At 62.2% G+C, this 18,186-nt stretch carries 14 protein-coding genes and 1 pseudogene; 6 read left to right on the forward strand and 9 right to left on the reverse strand.

Annotated features, from left to right (window positions below; all coding sequences use genetic code 11):
• The 4 genes and pseudogenes from C2134_RS21635 to C2134_RS18880 all read right to left on the reverse strand — a co-directional run.
• Positions 1 to 410: pseudogene (locus tag C2134_RS21635) on the reverse strand (site-specific integrase); the annotation flags it as partial.
• Positions 411 to 499: 89 nt separating this feature from the next.
• Positions 500 to 1,960, reverse strand: coding sequence for a GDL motif peptide-associated radical SAM/SPASM maturase (locus tag C2134_RS18870; RefSeq protein WP_103321630.1), 1,461 nt, complete (start codon positions 1,958 to 1,960; stop codon positions 500 to 502).
• 82 nt (positions 1,961 to 2,042) lie between these two features.
• Positions 2,043 to 2,597 (reverse strand): DUF1842 domain-containing protein, encoded by a 555-nt coding sequence (locus C2134_RS18875; protein WP_071108554.1) that lies wholly within the window; start codon positions 2,595 to 2,597, stop codon positions 2,043 to 2,045.
• Between the two features lie 52 nt (positions 2,598 to 2,649).
• A complete protein-coding gene (locus tag C2134_RS18880) occupies positions 2,650 to 3,303 on the reverse strand; it encodes a DUF1842 domain-containing protein (protein ID WP_103321631.1) in 654 nt (217 codons plus the stop codon).
• 292 nt (positions 3,304 to 3,595) lie between these two features.
• On the opposite strand from C2134_RS18880, the gene C2134_RS18885 reads away from it, so the two are divergent.
• The 3 genes from C2134_RS18885 to C2134_RS18895 all read left to right on the forward strand — a co-directional run bounded on the left by C2134_RS18885 (position 3,596) and on the right by C2134_RS18895 (position 6,524).
• Positions 3,596 to 4,639 carry a DNA-binding protein gene (locus C2134_RS18885; RefSeq protein WP_103321632.1) on the forward strand — a complete coding sequence of 348 codons (1,044 nt, stop codon included), beginning with the start codon at positions 3,596 to 3,598 and terminating at the stop codon, positions 4,637 to 4,639.
• A 123-nt stretch (positions 4,640 to 4,762) separates the two neighbouring features.
• Complete coding sequence (locus C2134_RS18890; RefSeq protein WP_071108556.1) at positions 4,763 to 5,491, forward strand: pseudouridine synthase; 729 nt, start codon at positions 4,763 to 4,765, stop codon at positions 5,489 to 5,491.
• Positions 5,492 to 5,525: 34 nt separating this feature from the next.
• The gene (locus tag C2134_RS18895; RefSeq protein ID WP_103321633.1) at positions 5,526 to 6,524 is read left to right on the forward strand and encodes a hypothetical protein; all 999 of its coding nucleotides are present in this window, start codon (positions 5,526 to 5,528) and stop codon (positions 6,522 to 6,524) included.
• A gap of 198 nt (positions 6,525 to 6,722) precedes the next feature.
• Here the strand turns inward: C2134_RS18895 and C2134_RS18900 are convergent, their stop codons facing one another.
• The 4 genes from C2134_RS18900 to C2134_RS21400 all read right to left on the reverse strand — a co-directional run bounded on the left by C2134_RS18900 (position 6,723) and on the right by C2134_RS21400 (position 10,278).
• Positions 6,723 to 7,787, reverse strand: a complete 1,065-nt coding sequence (locus C2134_RS18900; protein WP_103321634.1) for an RNA methyltransferase — start codon at positions 7,785 to 7,787, stop codon at positions 6,723 to 6,725.
• Between the two features lie 178 nt (positions 7,788 to 7,965).
• Complete coding sequence (locus tag C2134_RS18905) at positions 7,966 to 9,192, reverse strand: MFS transporter (protein ID WP_103321635.1); 1,227 nt, start codon at positions 9,190 to 9,192, stop codon at positions 7,966 to 7,968.
• The gene (locus C2134_RS18910) at positions 9,182 to 9,628 is read right to left on the reverse strand and encodes a MarR family winged helix-turn-helix transcriptional regulator (RefSeq protein ID WP_071108560.1); all 447 of its coding nucleotides are present in this window, start codon (positions 9,626 to 9,628) and stop codon (positions 9,182 to 9,184) included. Before C2134_RS18910 ends, C2134_RS18905 begins: the two co-directional genes overlap by 11 nt.
• A gap of 269 nt (positions 9,629 to 9,897) precedes the next feature.
• Positions 9,898 to 10,278: a hypothetical protein gene (locus tag C2134_RS21400; RefSeq protein WP_146042218.1), complete on the reverse strand. Its 381-nt coding sequence runs from the start codon at positions 10,276 to 10,278 to the stop codon at positions 9,898 to 9,900.
• 558 nt (positions 10,279 to 10,836) lie between these two features.
• Between C2134_RS21400 and C2134_RS18925 the strand changes: the two genes are divergently transcribed.
• Entirely contained in the window at positions 10,837 to 12,135 is a 1,299-nt protein-coding gene (locus C2134_RS18925) for a CitMHS family transporter (RefSeq protein WP_103321638.1), read from the forward strand.
• Positions 12,136 to 12,220: 85 nt separating this feature from the next.
• Here C2134_RS18925 and C2134_RS18930 read toward each other — a convergent pair whose 3' ends face one another.
• Entirely contained in the window at positions 12,221 to 16,480 is a 4,260-nt protein-coding gene (locus C2134_RS18930; RefSeq protein WP_103321639.1) for a TTSS effector protein, read from the reverse strand.
• 169 nt (positions 16,481 to 16,649) lie between these two features.
• On the opposite strand from C2134_RS18930, the gene C2134_RS21405 reads away from it, so the two are divergent.
• Both C2134_RS21405 and C2134_RS18935 read left to right on the forward strand, forming a co-directional pair.
• Positions 16,650 to 16,829, forward strand: coding sequence for a hypothetical protein (locus tag C2134_RS21405; RefSeq protein ID WP_146042219.1), 180 nt, complete (start codon positions 16,650 to 16,652; stop codon positions 16,827 to 16,829).
• A 96-nt stretch (positions 16,830 to 16,925) separates the two neighbouring features.
• Entirely contained in the window at positions 16,926 to 18,143 is a 1,218-nt protein-coding gene (locus C2134_RS18935) for a glycerophosphodiester phosphodiesterase (RefSeq protein ID WP_158248824.1), read from the forward strand.
• The last annotated feature ends 43 nt before the right edge of the window (positions 18,144 to 18,186 follow it).

Genomic DNA, 18,186 nt, shown 5'->3' on the forward strand with positions numbered 1-18,186 from the left:
AGCAGCTTGAACGGATTGCCGTTGAGGTAGCCGGCGTCGTTGAGGTAGGAAAACAGCGCGCCCAGCACGGTCAGGCTGTGGTTGATGCTCTGCGGCGACAGCGGCTTGGTGAACGGCTTCCATTGGGGATGGCTGCGCGGCCGGGCCGGGCCTATCCATTGCTCGGCCGGATGCGGAGAGGCTAAAAAGCGCCGGTAGTCCTGCACGTCCTCCCGTTTCATCTGGGCCAGCGTTTGCCGCCGGCTGTCCAGCCAGAGCAGCAGGCGTTCCGCCTCCTTGCGATAGCCAGCCAGCGTGGCGGGCTTGTCAGCGTGCTCGGCCAGCCAGGTCAGCACGGCCTGGGTGTCGGATTGGGCCTGGATCAGTTGCGCCGGGCCGGGGGCGGGAGGATGAAACGTGTCGGGAAGCATGGCGAGCCATGGTAGGGCATCGGCCGGAAAATGCAAGCCGTGGCGGAGAGGCTGGCGCCCGCCGGGCGGGGCGCCGCCCGGCCATGGCGTCAGGAAACTTCTCCCAGCAGACTGCGCAGCCGCTGGATGGCTTCATCGCGCTCTGCCATTTTCTGGCGGTGCAAGCGTTCCGCGGCGATGACGTCGCCCTTGCAGTGCGGACAGGTGGTTTCGTGTTGATGGATGTATTGCTTGCAATTGCGGCATAGCGCCAGCCTTGCCGGCGGATGGCCGGTTTCCGGCGCTTTCTTGCCGCGGTTTTTCCAGCTGAGTTCTATGACTTGGCCGCTGCGGCTGATCTGGCTCACCACCTTGCCGCTGGCGATGTCTTCGGTAATCAGGTCGAAACGGCCGACGGCGAACGAATCCTGGGCGGCATCTTGCAGTTTGACGATGCGCTCGCGCAGGCCGCGCTGTTGCAAGTCCAGCGCCCGGTAGTGGCAGTACGGGTTGTTGCCGGGTTTGCCCAGCAGCGAGTGGGACGTCCAGGTGCAGCCGCCGCGACAGACATCGTTGTAATAGCAGCCGCGGCAGTAGCCCCACAAATCGTCCACCGAACGCAGCCGGCCGAAGTGGATGCCTTCGCTGTGCCGCCAGATGTCTTCCAAGGCCATGTCGCGGACATTGCCGCCGGCAAATCCCACGGTGGCCAGCGATGGACAGCCCTTGACGGTGCCGTCCGCTTCCAGCGCCATCACCGTTTGCCCCGCGCCGCAGCCGGCCCAGTGCACGCGGTCATCGCCAAAGCCGCGCCAGATGTGTTCGTAAGGGCCGTAATAGCCGATGTTGTTGCCTATGGTCATCAAGAGGCCGCGTTCCAATCCTTCCTGGTACAGGCGGGCGAGCAGCGGCATCAACTCCAGCACGCGGTATGGCTGCAGCAAGACTTCATCGTTGTCCACTGCGTTGCCCATGGCCACGGTCAATTGAATCTGCCAATGCGTGGCGCCGAGTTCGATGATGTGGTCCATCAGCGCGGGCAAATCCGGCATGGTGGCCGCGCCGATCTGGGTGTTGACGCTGACTGCCAAGCCGGCTGCCTTGGCGCGCCGCAAGGTGTCGCTGGCTTTGTCGAATGAGCCCGGCACATTGCGCAATTTGTCGTGCAGCGGCGCCAGCCCGTCCAGCGAAACGCCCACGCCATTGAGGCCGGCGTCTACCGCCTCCTGCAGCTTGGCCGGGGTTAGATTGCGGCCGCCGGTTTGGGTGGCGCAATAAATGCCATGGCCCCGGATGGCGCGGATCAGTTGAGTCCAATCCTTGCGCAGATAGGCTTCTCCGCCGATCAGCGTGATTTCGCGCGTGCCCAGCTTGGCCAGCGCGTCTATCACCTGCAGGCATTCCGCCGTGGAAAGCTCGCTGGGACGGCGATGGCCGGCGCGGGAGCCGCAATGCAGGCACTTGAGGTCGCAGGCCAGGGTGATCTCCCAGACCACGTGAACGGGATTGTAGCGTTCGAAGTCTTCGCGGCTGAGATAGCGGGCAGGGCGTTTTTCTTGGCTGTCGGACATGGGCGTTCCTTGGCGGGAAGTCCGGGCATGGCGCCCGGACTGTCTGGCGGTTCACCGCCCTCGCCGGGGCGGCTGCGGCGGGTCAGCGGCTGCCCAGTTTTTCCAGGGCTTCGTTCAGGCTACGGATCTGCGCCTCCGCTGCGGCAAGCAGTTGCCGCGCCTTGGTCTCGCCGACATCGGCCCGGCTGGCTTCCGTCAGCGCCGAAGCGTAGAGCGTGTGGAAGTGGGAGCCGGCATTGGCGCTGGTATTGGAGATATCTTCCGCCACGGTGGAGGTGGCGGCCAAATGCTGATTGACGACGTTATGCCACTCGCCGTTATAGAAGTACTTGTAGCTGACGGTGCCGTTTTGCCAGTCTGCGGACAGGTGTCCGCGCAGATGGAAGGTTTCCGCTACTTTGCTGATCGGGCTGGTGGGGCTGCCGTCCAGCACTAGGATCACTTGGTCGCCCAGGACGGAAAAATAGCCCCAGACATTGGCCTTGAAGTCCACTGGCGGATTGGTGCTCTGGAACACGCTCGCCGTGCCGGCGACCTTCTTGTTGGCGGTATCGACCACCAGATTCAGATTCAGTATTGGCGCGCCGTAAGCCGAGGTGGCGGTGGCGAGGCGAACGAGGAACAGTTCTTCGGACATGGGGAAGGCTCCCGAAATAGGGTTGGATCAAGGTGTTCGCAAAGTTTGGGGCTTAGCGCTGCAGCTTCTCTTTGAGGAGATTGGCCGCCGCCAGCAGGCTGTCGCGCTGATTGGTTGCCGATTCGCGCAGCCGGCTGATTTCGGCGGCGTCGTTCTTGGCGACGGCGTTTTGGACGGAAACCGCGTACAGCGGGGTATAGACTGGATCCGGGTAGGGGTTGACCGGCAGGCGTTCCAGCGAGCGGTTCAGATGGGCTGGTGCATTTTCCACATTGATCCAGGTCTGGCCATCGTCGTAGCTGTAGTTGGCGACACCCTCCGCCCAAGTGCGGTCAAGCAGCAGCTCGATCTTGAAGCCGATGGGAGAATTGGCGTGCGGGCCTCCATGGTTGCCTTGGGCGGTGATCAGGATGCGGCCGTCCGATGGCGGCATCACGGTGAGGTAGGTGTATTGTCCCCACACGTCATAGGCTGTGGCGGACGGATTTTGCGTGGCGACGGCCTGGGTGATTTTGGCAAAACCCACTACCGTGTCCGCCACGGTATTCACCAGCAAGGTCAGCTTCAGGGTCTGCGCTCCGGCGGCGCCAGTGGTGATGATATAGCTGACAGGGAATAGGGCATCCTGGGTGCGGCCGGCAGTGCCTTGCGCCTGTTGTAGAGCGGTGCCGTAGGGCGGCGCGGACAGGTTGGTCGATTCGCTCATGTCGTCTTCCTTGATAGAGGGTGAGGGAGGGCTGGCGTGATGGGCCGGGTCAAGGCTTGCCAGTGCTTACCGGTTTAGCAGGCGGAGCAAGACGTGTTTTGGCATTAAGGACAGGTGGGCTGGGCCGCATTTGGTTGGTTTGTTGGCAGGCATTCCATGCCTGAAACTTCCGATAAGTATAATTATCGGAAAAATATTGTAGATATGATTAAATAAATAATGATATACGTAATATATTTTATTCATTACATTTGCTACACTTTGAGGGAGACATCAAACAGGTAAACAGCACATGGCTGCGGATATCTATGCACGCATTCGCCAGGCGGCGTTTGAGCTGGTGGGCGAGGGAGCCTGGCCTACGGTGGCCGACGTGCGGGCCCGCTTGGGCAGCGGCTCCAACACCACTATCAACAACGCCTTGAAGGAATGGCGGCAGGAGTTTTTGTCCCGGGTGGCGGTTTCGTCGCGTCGGCCGGACTGGCCGCCGAGTCTGGCGGAGGCTTTTGAGCAGGTGTGGCAAAAAGCTTGCGACGAGGCTGATCAGCAGTTGGAAACGGTGCGCCAAGAGGTGGCGGAAGAGGCCGCGGCGCTGCGCGCCGAGCGCGATGGCTTGCTGCAAAAGCAGGAACAGGCGGAGGCGGAGCTGCAATCGCTGCGTCATGAGCTGGAATTGCGCGCAGCCAGGCAAGTGGAGCTGGATGGTGAATTGCGTCAGGAGCGCCAGCGCGCGGAGAAGCTACAGGAAGAACGCCAGCAACTGCTGAGCGCGCAGGAGTCCTTGCGGCAGGAGCTGTCGACCCTCCGCAAACAGGCCGATGCCCGCGAGGCTGAGCTGCAAGAAAAGCATGAGCAGCAACTGCGCGAAGCGCGCGAGGAGTCCGAGCGGAAAGAAGCGCTGGCCTATGACCGGCTGGAAGGCCTGCGCGTCAGGCTGTATCAGCAGGTGGAGGACGAGCGCAAAGACATGAAGCAACAATTGCAAAAGCTGGAAAGCGTGTTGCAGCAGGCCCGGCAGGATGCGGCCAAGATCGAGGGGCTGTGGCGCGAGCGGGTGCTGGAGCGCGAGCGCGAAAACGGCGGCTTGCAGGCCCGGCTCGACATGCAGCAACAGCAGGCCGAAGAGGCCAGGCAGCAATGGCAGCAGTCGCGCGAAGCCGCGGAAGCCGCAGAGCGGCGCTTGCGACAGCTGGCTGAGGAGCACGCGCGGCTGCAGGAGCGGCAGTCGCTGCTGCCTGAGCAGTGGCTGGAGCGTGTCTGCGCGGTTTTGCTGGCGGGCGAGTTGCCGCGGGAGCCGGAATCGGCCCGCGCCTGGCTGCGTTCACAGATGGGCTGATTGCGCGCCCATTGCGCCGCATCATGGCCAGTTGCGGCGCAATCCCCTACAATGTGCATCGACTCAATAGCGGCCTCCGCAGCGCAATGCGACCGGAGCCGCTTTTTCATTACGGAAAGACAAATGGAACCTGTACGCCTGTCAAAACGCATGGCCGAACTGGGGCTGTGCTCGCGCCGGGAGGCAGACAGCTATATCGAGCAAGGCTGGGTCAAGGTGGATGGCGAAGTGGCCATCCTGGGCCAGAAGGTGCTGCCGCACAACCGGATCGAAGTCGACAAGAAGGCTCAGGATGCGCAGTCCGCCCGCGTCACCATTCTGCTGAACAAGCCGGTAGGCTATGTGTCCGGCCAGGCCGAGGACGGTTACGAGCCGGCCGTGGTACTGGTGAAGCCGGAAAACCAATGGTCGGAAGATAGCAGCCGCAAGCGCTTCCAGCCCTCGCATTTGCGCGGTCTGGCGCCGGCCGGCCGGCTGGATATCGACTCGGTGGGGCTGTTGGTATTGACGCAGGATGGCCGTGTCGCCAAGCACCTGATCGGCGAGCACTCCGAGGTAGAGAAAGAATATCTGGTGCGGGTGGAGGGGGAACTGATCCCCAACGGCCTGGCCCTGCTGAACCATGGCCTGGAGCTGGACGGCAAGAAGCTGTTGCCGGCCAAGGTGAGCTGGCAGAACGAAGATCAGCTGCGTTTCGTGCTGCGCGAAGGCAAGAAGCGGCAGATCCGCCGCATGTGCGAGCTGGTGGGCTTGCGCGTGGTGGGTTTGAAGCGCATCGCCATCGGCAAGGTGAAGCTGGGCAACCTGCCTACCGGGCAGTGGCGCTACCTGCGCGACGACGAGCAGTTCTGATACCGATAATCAGGCGAATAAACGGAGAGGCGGCATGTTCGAACGGTGGTTGCGCAAACTGGGCCTGGACCCGCAAAGCCGACAGCGCGCTCGCGAGCAGGCAGCCCTGATCGAGCAGTTGATCGATACCTGCGACCGGCGCCTGCGCCTGCTGCCCGGCTATCAGGACGCGCTGGCGCCAGGCATGCGCATCTCGCAGACGTATTTGTCATCGCTGATGTCGCAGCTGCCGCCGGTATTGGAGCTGTCGCTGCCCAGCTTCTCGCGCGATCCGCGGCTGGGTCTGTTGTTCTCCGGCCCGGCCAGCCTGCTGGAGCTATTGGAGAGCAGCGAGACCTTGCGCGAGTTTTTCCTGTCGGCGTCCAATGGCGACGAAGCCTGGGCCTTGCTGGCCATGCAGCGCAGCGAGACCGGGCGTTTTGGCGTGTCCATGGAAAACGGCGAGCTGCGCAGCGATGTGGCGCAAGTGGTCGTCAGTTTCGATGGCCACCGGCTGATGGTGCCCAGCCCCAGCCAGGAGGCGTTCCTGCAGCGCTCCGGCGCCCACGCGCTGGATGTGCTGAGCGCGGTGATCGCGCGCCGCTTGAGCCTGATGGAACAAAGCCGGCAGCTGCTGGAATCGGAACAGGCCCGGCTGCAACTGCGCCGGTTGGCGCTGCAGTCAGAAGGTTGCACCGTGGTGGATGGGCAGGCTGACGACGATCTGCCGGACTCCGTGGCCGGAGTCGATGCGCGGCTCGCCGAACTGAAGCCGCAGCTGGCGGAGCTGCGCAGCCATGCCGGCCTGGAAGGCACGCTGGATGTGGTGCGCCAAGTGCTGGAGCGGCCGGAGGATTATTTCTGTGTGCAGACCGTGACGCTGCGGCTCAATCGCATGGGCATCAAGGTGGAGGGCGATGATGAAGGCGCCACCGATCTGATGCTGGAAGAGGTGGTGCTGGGCAAGCTGCAACCCATACGCCGCGCTCTGGTGCCGGTGCGAGTGCGGCGGGACGATATCGCCGAACTGCGGCGGCAGTTTGGCCAGGGCTGAACGGTTTCGGGCGGCACGCGCGTCAAAGCGGGCCAGCGCTCCGAGGCGCGTGCCGGAGCGGGTATTTCGCGAGCCGCTCCGAGTAAAAACAGTGCAGCTTGCGACGAACCGGCTATGCTGAATACAGCACAAGTTTCAATCGGCCTCAGGGCGGTCGGTTGAATCTGCCCCGGCCATCTGGCCGGGGTTTTTTTTGGCTCAGCGCGCGTCTTTGGTCTGCGGCCGCCCGGTTTGGCGCCGCAGGCGGCTGACATCGATGATCCCAGCGGCCCGCGCGCGCAACTGGCCGCAGCCGCCATCCACATCCTGGCCGGCGGAGTCCCGCACTTTGGTCAGCACGCCGTTATCGTGCAGATAGCGTTTGATCGCCTGCACGCGTTCGCTGGACGGGCGCTGGAAGCTGTCGCCCTCCACGCTGTTGTAGGGAATGATGTTGAGCACGCCGTACTTGCCCTTCAGCAGGCGCGCCGCCGCGTCCAATTCTTCCTGACTGTCGTTTACGCCGGCCAGCAGCGTCCACTGATACTGAATGGGATAGCCCACCTGGCGGGCGTAGGCTTCGCCGAGCTCGACCAACTCCGCCGGCGCGATGCGCGGCGCGCGCGGCAGCAATTGCTGGCGCAAATCGGCGCGGGTGGTGTGCAGGGACAGCGCCAGCGCCGGCTTGACCGGCAGCTGCGGCAAGCGTTCGAAGACGCGCGGATCGCCCACGGTGGAGAACACTAGGTTTTTGTGGCCGATATTGCCATCGGTGCCCAGCCACTGGATGGCCTCCAGCACATTGTCCAGATTGTGCGCCGGCTCGCCCATGCCCATGAATACCACTTTTTTCACGGGACGGATGCGGCGGGCGAGGGCGACCTGGGCGGCGATCTCCGCGCTGCCCAGCTGGCGCAACAGCCCGCTTTTGCCGGTCATGCAGAAGGTGCAGCCTACCGCGCACCCCACCTGGCTGGACACGCACAAGCCGTCGCGCGGCAGCAAGACGCTCTCCACCATTTGGCCGTCGTTCAATTCCACCAAGAGCCGCAACGATCCATCTTCCGCCGTGTGCTGCGAGCGGATGCGCGCCAAACCTTCCAACTGAGCGGCAATGGGCGGCAGGCCGTTGCGGACGGACAAGGGGAAATAGTCCTCGCTCTTCTGGTGGCGAGTGCCGGCATCAAGCGGCTGGCCCTTGAGCCAGGCGCGGTTGATGCGGCCGATGTGGCACGAGCGGGCGCCGATAGCGGCGAGAGCTTGATGGAATTCTTGGATACGCATGCGCTGCTTTGGATACGGTTGCCGCGCGCGTGGATATCTCCGCGCGCAATGATTCAAGCCGCGTAGAGTACCGCAAGATGAGGATAAACGGGTGGGTTTCGCGCGCCTGCGGCGATGCGGCGCGATTAAGAGAGAACCCGCTCCGCCGAAGCGGAGCGGGTGAGACGCTTGTGACAGATCAGGCGCGGGCGGTTGCCTCTTGCATGGCTTCCGCAGGCTGGATCAGCAGCCGATTGGCGAAGAAGCAGATCAGCGCCAGAATCAAGTAGACGCCCAACAATGCCGGCGCGGTGTGGACAGACAGCAGGCTCAGCAGGAAGGAGGTGGCGCTGGTCATCAGGATATTGATCAGGAACATCAGCGCGGTAGCGGTGCCGGCGATATGGCGGAACAAGGAAAGTCCGCGCCCCATCGACATCGGAAATAGCATGCCCTGGCTGAAGAACATCAGCGCGCTGATGGCGCACAGCAGCGGCAGGCTGTCCGGCCAGATATGGGACAACACCGCCCCGAGCAGCGTCACGGCCAGCAGCAGCTGCGTCATCCTTTGTTGCAGGCGGGCTACCGGATAGCGTCCAACCAGGTAGCGGCAGACAAAAGTGGCCAGCAGAAACACGCAACCCAAGCCAAACGCGATATGGCCGAAGACGAGGGGAGAGTAGTGCCAGCCTGACTGGATGATGAACGGCCCCACAGTGTTGAAGGCGATGCTCATCGAGTAGATCGCGCCCATCAGCACCACCATGCCGATGAACTGGCGGTGGCGCATCACTTCGCCCAGGTTGCGGCGTATGGTGGGCACATTCAGCGGATGGCGGCGGAAGTGTGTTTCCGGCACGAAGCAGGCCACCAGCAGCCACATCAGCGCCATCGATCCGGCGAAGAACACGAAGCAGGCCTGCCAGCCGGCGTAAACTTGCAGATAAGCGCCCAGCACCGGACCAATGATAGGACCAAGGCCGAACATGCTGCCGCTGATCACGCCCATCTTCACCAGTTCCTGCGGCGCCAGCACGTCCGGATACACCGAGCGCGCCACCACGGAAATCGTGCCCACCATCAAGCCTTGCACCAAGCGGGTAGCCAGCAGCGCAGGCAAGGTAGGCAGCCACAAAGGCAACAAGCTGATCAGCACGAAACCGGCCAGGCCGCCCAGCAGCAGCTTGCGCCGCCCCCAGGCATCGGTCAGGAATCCGGAAAAGAAATTACCCAGCGCATATCCCAGTAGATACAAGCTGATCAGATTCTTGATGGCGCCGTCCGACTCTCCCAGCATCGTCGCCATGGCCGGCAGCGATGGCGAGACCAAATCCACCGCCATGCCGAACAGCGGCATCAGCAGCAGCAACACGGCCAGCAGCCGGCGCAGTTGTTTGGGCGGTATGGCGTGAGCGTCATTTGTCATGGTCTTTGTCTTCCTGGCTTTGCGACAGATTGGTTTGCATTCTTTGCAGCATGGTCTGCATTTTTTGTTGCTCTTCCGGGCTGAACCCCTGGAACAGTTGTTGATCCACGCTATCCACCGCGGCGAGCAGCCCCGGCATCAGTTTGTCGCGGCAGTGTTCGGTCATCTCGACGAACATGCAGCGGCGGTTGGCTGCCCAGGGACGGCGTCGGATATAGCCGTCTTTTTCCAGGCCCTCCAGCGTCCTGGCCAACTGGCCTGGGTCCATGTCCAGTTGGCCGAGCAGGTTTTTCTGCGTGCAGTCGCCGGATTGATGCAGCATCAGCAGGATCTGTCGCTGCGAGCGGGTGATGCCTGTGCCCTGCAGCCGGCTGTCCAGCAAACGCCGTTTAAGGTTGACGATATGCGCCAGCGCATGGCCAAGAAAATTCAGCATAGGTTTCCAATGTTGACTATGTCAATAATTGTATTGATCAACATATGACAAAGTCAAATATTTGCGTGGCGCGCTGCAAACAGGACATGCGAAGTGACAAACGCAAAATTCCAGGTTCCGAGTTGGCCGGTTTCGGCAAGGGATGAGCGGCAGGCTGGTTTTCAGCCGGAAGACAAGGGGCGTAAAAACGCCGGCAGTCTGGGGGCTGCCGGCTGAGACATGGCGGGCTTAGGGCTTCCATCCTCTGGCGCCAGCCCTTTGGGCTGGGTTTATTTTTTCAACTTGCCATTCACCTGCGCCAGCGCCGCCGTCCAGACATTGCGCACGGACTGGCTGGCGTTGTCGCTGCAACGTTCCAGCATGCGGCGGAAATGCTCGGCGTCATGCTCCTCCGCCTGCTTGTTCACAGTCTCCTTGTGGCCATTCTTGACTACTTGGTGTTCGACGGTCTTGATTTGCACAGCGCAGTACTTGTCGCCGGCGGCCAGCGCAAATGGCGCGGCAAGACTCAATGCAAGGAATAAGGCTAAGACTTTAGGCATGGCATGGCTTTCCCCCGGCGCTGCCGGGCTTGATGCGATGTGTCGTTGAAATAAGACGGAAAATGAAAACCCAATGGCATTTTTGATCGGCATTGAGTGGTTATTCATGAGCGGCGCCATTCTATTTCAGCCAGAGGAAATGCTAAGTAAATGGTCATTAAGGTGTTTGACGGCAGGTTTTTTTGTTTACAAGGCAGGCGGATTCGAAGCGCATCGGCGTGTCGACGCAAAGCCCATTCATGCGCTTAGAGCGTTTGTTCTAATTGGATTTCCAGGCGGGATCAGCGAGCCGGAATGACATCGTTTGCGCATGCGCTTGTCGTTTACAAACTCTTGCGTTCGGGTAAATGCATGACAAAGAGAGAAAAGCAATTTCGCTTTTCCCGGGATAAAAACGATGAAGAAAACGGGCCGTCTTGGCGGACAATCAGCAATCCATCCGCTTATGGACAATGACTTTTTCCCACATGTAGTCTTGTTGTTTCAGGCTTCGAAATGGGCGGCCAGAAAGAAAGGCGTCCATTATCAATGACGCCGTTTCAGATACAAAAAGAGCCTCAACGCCGCTAATCAATCCCCTGATCCTAGGTTCGCCTCCTTGCCGTACGACGGGTACGCTGTGCGTCGGCGCGCCTTGGCTCAGGCATGCACCCCTCGGAGGAGAACATGCTTACCCTAGCAGGACTGGCCATCATCATTACCGTTGTATCGCTGTTGATCTTCCGCAAGCTGGCCCCCGTGGTCTGCTTGACGCTGGTGCCGTTTCTTGGTGCCTTGCTGGCCGGCTTTGGCTTTTCGGATATCGGCAAGTTTTATGGCGCGGGGCTGAGCTCGGTTGCCCAGGTGGCGACGATGTTCATCTTCGCCATCACTTTTTTTGGCGTGATGCAGGACACTGGCGTATTTCGCCCCATCGTCAATGGCATGGTGCGGCTGTCGCGCGGCAATCCCGTAGCCGTGGCAGTCTGCACTGCCGTGGTGGGCATGCTGGCGCATCTGGACGGGGTGGGCGCGACCACCTTCCTGTTGACGGTGCCCACCTTGCTGCCGCTTTACCGTCGCCTGGGCATGAATCCCTATTTGATGATGCTATTGCTGGCGCTTGGCGCCGGCATTCTCAATATGATGCCCTGGGCCGGTCCGCTGGGCCGCGCGGCCGCGGTGACGGATTTGGACCCGGCCAAGCTGTGGCAGCCCCTGATCCCGCTGCAATTGATAGGCGCGGCGTTGCTGGTGTCGCTGGCTTTTGCGCTGGGCATGCTGGAGGCGCGCCGCCTGCGCAAACAAGGCGTACAGGCCAGCCTCGACATGGACCCGCAGGTGGAAGCCATCGATACGCCGCATGCGCCGCAGCGTTTCATGATCAATGTCGCGCTGTTTCTGACCGTGATCGGCACGCTGATCTCCGGCATCCTGCCGTCGGGCTATGTATTCATGATTGGCCTGGGCGTGGCGCTGTTGATCAATTATCCGAATGTGGACGAACAGCTTGAGCGCATCCGCGCCCACGCGCCCAACGCGCTGCTGATGGGCGCCATCATTCTGGGGGCTGGGTCCTTTCTGGGCGTGCTGAACGGCAGCGGCATGCTAAAAGCGATTGCGGCTGACCTGGTGCGCGTGCTGCCGGACGGCGCCGCGCCGCATCTGCACCTGATTCTGGGCGTGTTTGGCTTGCCGCTGGATCTGGTATTGAGCACCGATGCCTATTATTTTGCGCTGTTGCCGGTGATTCTGGAAATCGTCTCCGCCTATGGCGTGGAAGCCACCACCGCCGTCTATGCGCTGCAGATCGGCAATGTGATCGGCACTTTCGTCAGTCCGTTTTCGCCCGCGCTGTGGTTGGGATTGGGCCTGGCCGGGCTGGATATGGGGCGGCACATCCGCTATTCGCTGCTGACGATGTGGTCGTTCTCGCTGGTGCTGATGGGGTGCGGGGTTTGGCTGGGGCTGATCGAGATGGCTTGAGCCGGTTGGCGCCGGCTGAAGGCTGCAAGTCAGCGCTTGCCTGACGAAAGACGCGACGGCCCCAATCGAGGCCGTCGCTGTCCGGCTACATCGATGCCGCAGGCTGGAAGCGCACGGCGTTTTTCAACGATTGCTCAACCTTCTCGCGTATCTGCATAGCCAAGGCCTTGTCCACTCCGGCCTGGAGGAACGCTTCTGAATCGGCGTCCAGCTTGAACGCCGGCGCATCATCGGGCGCGGCATGAAGCAAGGCCTGATCGAATCGCAGGCCAATCTCCGCCTCCGTGCAGTCCGCGAACCCCGGCTCGGCCTGCAGGCCCTGCGCCAGGCGAGCGAGCCTGGCGTCCAGCGCCTGCTGCGCCAGAGACTGCAGCGCTTCGGTCTGAATATCCTGGCGCTGGCTGATGGACACCTGCTGTTCTTTGACGCGGCGGGCGAGCGTGTCGCGCGCTTTTTGCAAGGCTTGGTCGAGAATCTCGTCGTTCAGTTCCTTCTGCACGGCCCTGTCAAGGCCAGGCATCAGCCACGATGTCAGCGTTGACCACAGGCTATGCGTGCCGAGCGCGGCAGACGCCGCCATCGCGCAGGCTGCGATGATGCCGGCTGCCGCCCAGCCCAGCGGTCCGGCCGCCAGCAGCCCCAGCAGGGCGCCGGCGGCGAGCGGCGCCGCCACCGCGGCCGCCACCAGCAGCGCTTTTTGGCCGATGCTGGCATGTTTCCAGGTTAGCGATACCTCCTTCAGCGCCCGCTCCATCGGCCCCAGTTTGCCGGCCTGGGCGATGTCCCGGCCAATGGTGCCAGCGTTGCGGAGCGCTTCGCGTTGCAGGGCATAGCTGGCCATAGACTTGAGGCGATCGCCGATGCTGGCCTCCGACCCCAACCCCATGCCGTTTAGCACCGCGTTGACGGCGACGTTGATATTCCGGTGCTCCACCACCTTGTCTGCGATGCCTTTTTCCACCTGGGTTTGCGCGGCGCCGCCCATGAATTGCAGCATCGCGGTGGCGATGCCTGCGCCGGTGCCGGCGCCAAGCAAGGTAGCGCCCACGCCGCCGGCCAGCACGCCGCCGATGTTCTGGCTCAACACGCCCTTGACGCCGCCCACGGCATACGGCGCCCAGTCGGCCATGCTGAGCAGGGCGATCAGCGCCGGCGGCAGAGTCTGGCCTTCCTCTATGCCGACCAAAGCCTCGCGCTTGCCGAACAGGGCGTCCTGCATCACGCTGTCCATCGTTCCGCGCTGCCAGGCGGTGTTGAACATGTCGCCCAGGAAGGCCGCCTTGCCGGTGGCGGTCAGCGCGTGATAGACGTGATTGAGGTTGCTGGATAGATGGGCCAGTTCTTGCGGATAGGCGCTGGCCCAGGCCAGCAGCTGGCGAGGGGTAAAGCCCAGTTCCTCCAAGGCTTGCTTGGGGTCGCTCGCCAACTTCGCCAGGCAGTTGAGCATGTCCTGTCTGGCTTCGGACATGCTTTTGCCGGTCAGCGCCAACTGATGTTGTAGTAGCAAATCGCGCGGCTTGTCCAATTGCTCGCCCGCCAGGCTGGCCACGCTATCCCCCATCATCGAGGCCAGCCAGCTGCTCCAGTACACATCCTTGGGATAGCCGCCGCCTCCCGCGCTGTTGGCGCGTCGCTCCTCCTGCTGCAAGCTGAGCAGGGCCAGCCGGAACTGCGCGCCGCGGTGGGTGATTTCCCGCTGCGCGCTGTCCAGCTTTTGCTGCAGGTTCTGGTATTTGATGGCGGCGGCCGCTTTCGGTTTTTCCTGGATGATGTCCTGGATGCGCTTGCCGCCTTGGGGATCATACGCGTCATGCAAGATGCTGGCCGCCTCATCCAGATCCTGCTGTAAATTGGCGCGCAAGCGGGTCAGGTTGGCGGTGGCCTGGATAGTGTCTTTGATGGCCTGGCTGCGCAGCTGATAAATTTTCAGATTGATGCCGGCCAGCTCTCCGGCAAAAGGCTGGGTTTCCGCCGCCAGCCGGCTTTCCCACTTGAGCGACTCGCTTTTTTGCAGCTGGCTGGCGCGCTGCAGCCTATCCACATCCGCCAGCGGCGCGGAGGCGTCCAATACCGCCTCCAGCATCTGGCTTTCCGCGCGGACGTCCTCCAGCGCCTTGGCCAGCGTCGACGGGATGCTGTCGTCGCCGTCGTCGGGCAGGCCGCTTGGCAATTGAGCCAGTTGCGCCAGTTGCGCCAGTTGCGCCAGTTTGCCCTCATAGGCCTGCAGCAATTGGGCGCGCTGCTTGAAAAACGCCAGATGTTCATCGGGATGCGCCTTGAACTGCTGCAACAGCTTTTGTTGCTCGACCGCGGCGTGAAAAGTCAGTTGGGGCAGGCCGCGATGCGCGGCTTGATGCTCAAGCTGGTGTTGCAGTTGCAGGCATTGCCGCGCCGCCGCTTGCAGTTGGCCGCGCGTCGCGCTGTCCAAGGTGGCATAAGCCTGCAAGGCTTCTGCGCCGACCTGGGTGTCCTCGGCGACAAAGTCTTCGGAATTCAGCTGCAGGCCATCGTGGCCGACGGTGGCGACGCCGCTGCGCGCCAGCAGGAACAGTACGCCATCGAGGGTGGTTTCACTGTCGTCCACCATGGCCAGGTCGTCCAGCCCGCTGATGTCGATGGAGGCTTCCAGCCCGCTGCGCGCCTTCTCCGCATGCCTTTGCGCAGAAGCGGCAGGATCGCGCCAGCGCATCAGGCAGAACCGCTCCAGCGCTGTCACCTGGATATTGCGCTGAGCGGCTGCGGTTTTGTATTCGCCGGACGCCGTGATCGCCTCTTGCTCCTTGCGCAGAGACTGCGCGGCCGCTTTGCCGGCGTCATTCAGCAGATGAAGGAAGCACAGCTTGTCATCCCGAGTTTGCAGCAGTTTGGCGCGTTGCTCGCCCAGTTGCGCGTAGCTGCCGAGATCGATGACAAAACCTTCCGCCTGCGGCAGCGGCGCCGGGTCTGGCCGCGTCTGGCTCAGGTCGGGATAAAAAGCGTCCAGCAGAAGCAGCGCCGTGTCCAGCTTGGGCGGCGGCGCGCCGTTCAGCATCAGTTTGGCCAGCGCATCGCGCAAGCTGTGCGGGGTGACCGGCTGCCGCTCGCCAAGCGCGTTTTGCAACTGAGCCAGCCAGAGCTTGTCCTGCGCGCTGAAGGTTTTGCCGGATAGCGTGGATTTGGATGCGATCTGCTCGGCCGCCGCTTCCATCCGCATGCGCCAGTTGCCGCGCGCGCCCTCTGGCGCTTCTGCCTGGCCCAGCTCCTGCAGGCTGGCGCGGAGCTCGGCCAATTGCGTTTCCATGTGGCGGGCGCTGCCCGCCAGCTCCTGTACCGCCTCTTGGCCTGCAGGCTGGCCGTCGAGGGACGCGCATTCTTGGCGCAGCGCTCCCAGCATGCTTGCCGCTTCAGACAGCGCGTTCTCCGCCTGTTTGACGCTGTCCTGCATTTCCGCGGCGGACGCATCCAGCGAGCAAGAACGGTCCTGCGCCTGGGCAAACAAGCCGGGTAGCGCGCTCAGCGCGGCATTCAAACGGGAAGCGATCTCCGCCAGCGTTTTATACGCGGGGTCCGGCAAGCCGCCTACCAGCATATCCTTGGCGCGGCCCAGCCAGTTGAAATGGTAACGCTCCATTTGCGGCAGCTTGCCGATGTCCAGCGGCGGCGGCAGCAAGGGGGCCAGCTTGATGTTCTGCCATGGCGAGGCGGCGGGCTGCTCGATCAGCAGACGCGCCGGCACCAGCATAGGCCCCGGCTGGCTGGCAGACGGTTTGCGGGATGGCAGGTCGGCGAACGCCGCGCGCGCGGTTTGCCAGTCGGCGTCGCTGATATCTTGCATTGGCAGGCGCAGCAGGAGCTGATTGCCGGCAAACAGCGCCAGTTGCGGTCCATGCGCCTCATCCTGCTGGAGCTGGCATGCCAGCGCGTCGGCCTGATGCGGCGGCGCATCGGTTTTCATCCGGCAGACAGCCGCCAGCGGATGGGCGAAGGCGCTGAGGTTTTGCGGTTTCAACAGCGGCGTCTCGCGCAGGTTCAATTGCGCCAGGGTGGGGCCGCAGGCATGGCTGCTGACGGCCTGGTCGCCTATCCGGCAAATGAAGCATTGCGACTCGGCATGGTAGTCGATGCGGAGTTTGTCCTGGTGTTCCTGCCTGGCCAGTTGGCGCAGCGCCGCCATGGCCTCCAGGGCGGCGGCGCTGTTGTCGCCGTGATGGACGATGGCCTGGTGCAGGGTTTCTGCCGCTTGCAGCTGTTCGTCCGGGAACAGCTGTTGAAAGCCGTCAGGCGGGCCGACGTGGCTGGCGCGATGGCTCTGGCCTTCGCTTGGGGCCAGGGCCTGAGAAGGGTTCAGGGGCAAGGATGCAAGCATGGATGGTCTCCCTCTGGCGATGGCGTGTTGATTGCGTCTGTCCGAGCGGATGCCGCGGAACATGAGGCGATTCTATGAAGCACGCGCGGGCGGGCGGCTCAGGTATTGACCTGAATCGGGAGAGGGGCTGCAGAAATCCGAAAGTTTTTTCGAATCAACGAATTCCGCGATGGAAGCGGCCGGCCTTGCGCAGCGTGCGGCATGGGGCAGGGAACAGGAAACCGATAATTCCCGGCGTTTTTCCAAAGTGGCGGCTTTCGCTCTGGCAGAGAATGCGGCCTCAATCGACATGCCGGGCGATGAACGGAAAGCCAAATGTCATGCGCAGCCATGGTGGTTGGATGGCTGACAGGCCTGGCGCTGAAGTCTCACCCAGCAATCACGCAAAATCATGCAAGGACCGCCCCATATGCTTAACGTTCCCGTTTCTCTCCATTCGACATCCATGATCCACAGCGCCGGCGTCACCGCCGGGCAAGACAAGCCATCGCTGACGCAGCTGGATGAAAGCGACAAGCAAACCATGCTGCAATCGCGCGGCTACAGCGAAATGCTCAAGGAGCGCACTGGTCACCATTTGTTGTTGACCGCCCATCGCGGAACCGGCCCCACCAGCGTGTTCGGCTCGACGTTTCCGGAGCGCTATTTGCCGGAAAACAGCCTGGAGGCAATCAAGGCGGCCATTTTGCAAGGCGCGGACGCGATCGAAATCGATATTTTCAAGTCGCGCGATGGCCAGGTGATGGTGACGCACGATGATGAGATCTGGCGCAATGCGTTTCAGGCGGACCGCAGCGGCGCGACGCTGCCCGATGGGGAAAGCAAGGCGTCCTATCTGGTTGGCCAAAAAAGCGTGGAAGAGCTGAAAGCCATCCCGATTGGGCGCAACGGCGAAACCATGCCCACCTTGGCCGAGGTGATGACGCTGGTGAACGACGCCAACCAGACGCTGACGCAATACGGCAAGAACCCCATCATCCTGAACATCGAGCTGAAAGACGAAACGGCGGTCAATGAGCTGTTGAATCTGTTGCAGGATGCGGCGCAGGCCACGCCGCTGAACAACATCGTGTTCTGCTCGTTCAAGCACGAGGCGCTGAAAGAGCTAAAACACCAGGCGGCGGAGCGGGGCATGGGCGGCGTGAACATCGCGCCCGGCATCAAGACGGCGGACTTGTTCGGCAAGGACAATATGAATCCGGATTTTTCCTTGAAAGACCCGAAGGCGGGCTATCACGCCTTGGCGATGGATAATTTGCGCGACCTGGTAGAGGGCAATGGCTTTCAGGGATACGACGGCATCTTGTGGGATTTGCGCGAGCCCATCGTCGATCTGGCCGTTTCCGGCGGCAAAGCGATCCATGCCTCGACATCGGATTTCCGCCAGTATGGCGACAACCGCGATTTCACTCATGTGCTGCTGGAACTGAGCAAGCGCGTGGATACGTTTTTCAAGTGCGACAATGTGGACGACGCGCGAAAAGTATTGCTGGAGTCCAGCATCCTGCTGAACGGCGTGGGCATCCAGTTGATGTACAAACAAACGCCGGATGGCGAGGACTGCTTCTATTTCTACCGCCCGAATGATCAGCAGGATATCAGCCACATTCTGCAAACCGGCGCCAGCAAGCCTATCGCGTACTCCAAGCTGGCGCTGAAATAAGCCTGCGGCTGAGGCAAGGGCCGCCGCCCTTGCGCTCATCCGC

Source organism: Chromobacterium sinusclupearum (genome assembly GCF_002902845.1).
GTDB classification, from domain to species: domain Bacteria; phylum Pseudomonadota; class Gammaproteobacteria; order Burkholderiales; family Chromobacteriaceae; genus Chromobacterium; species Chromobacterium sinusclupearum.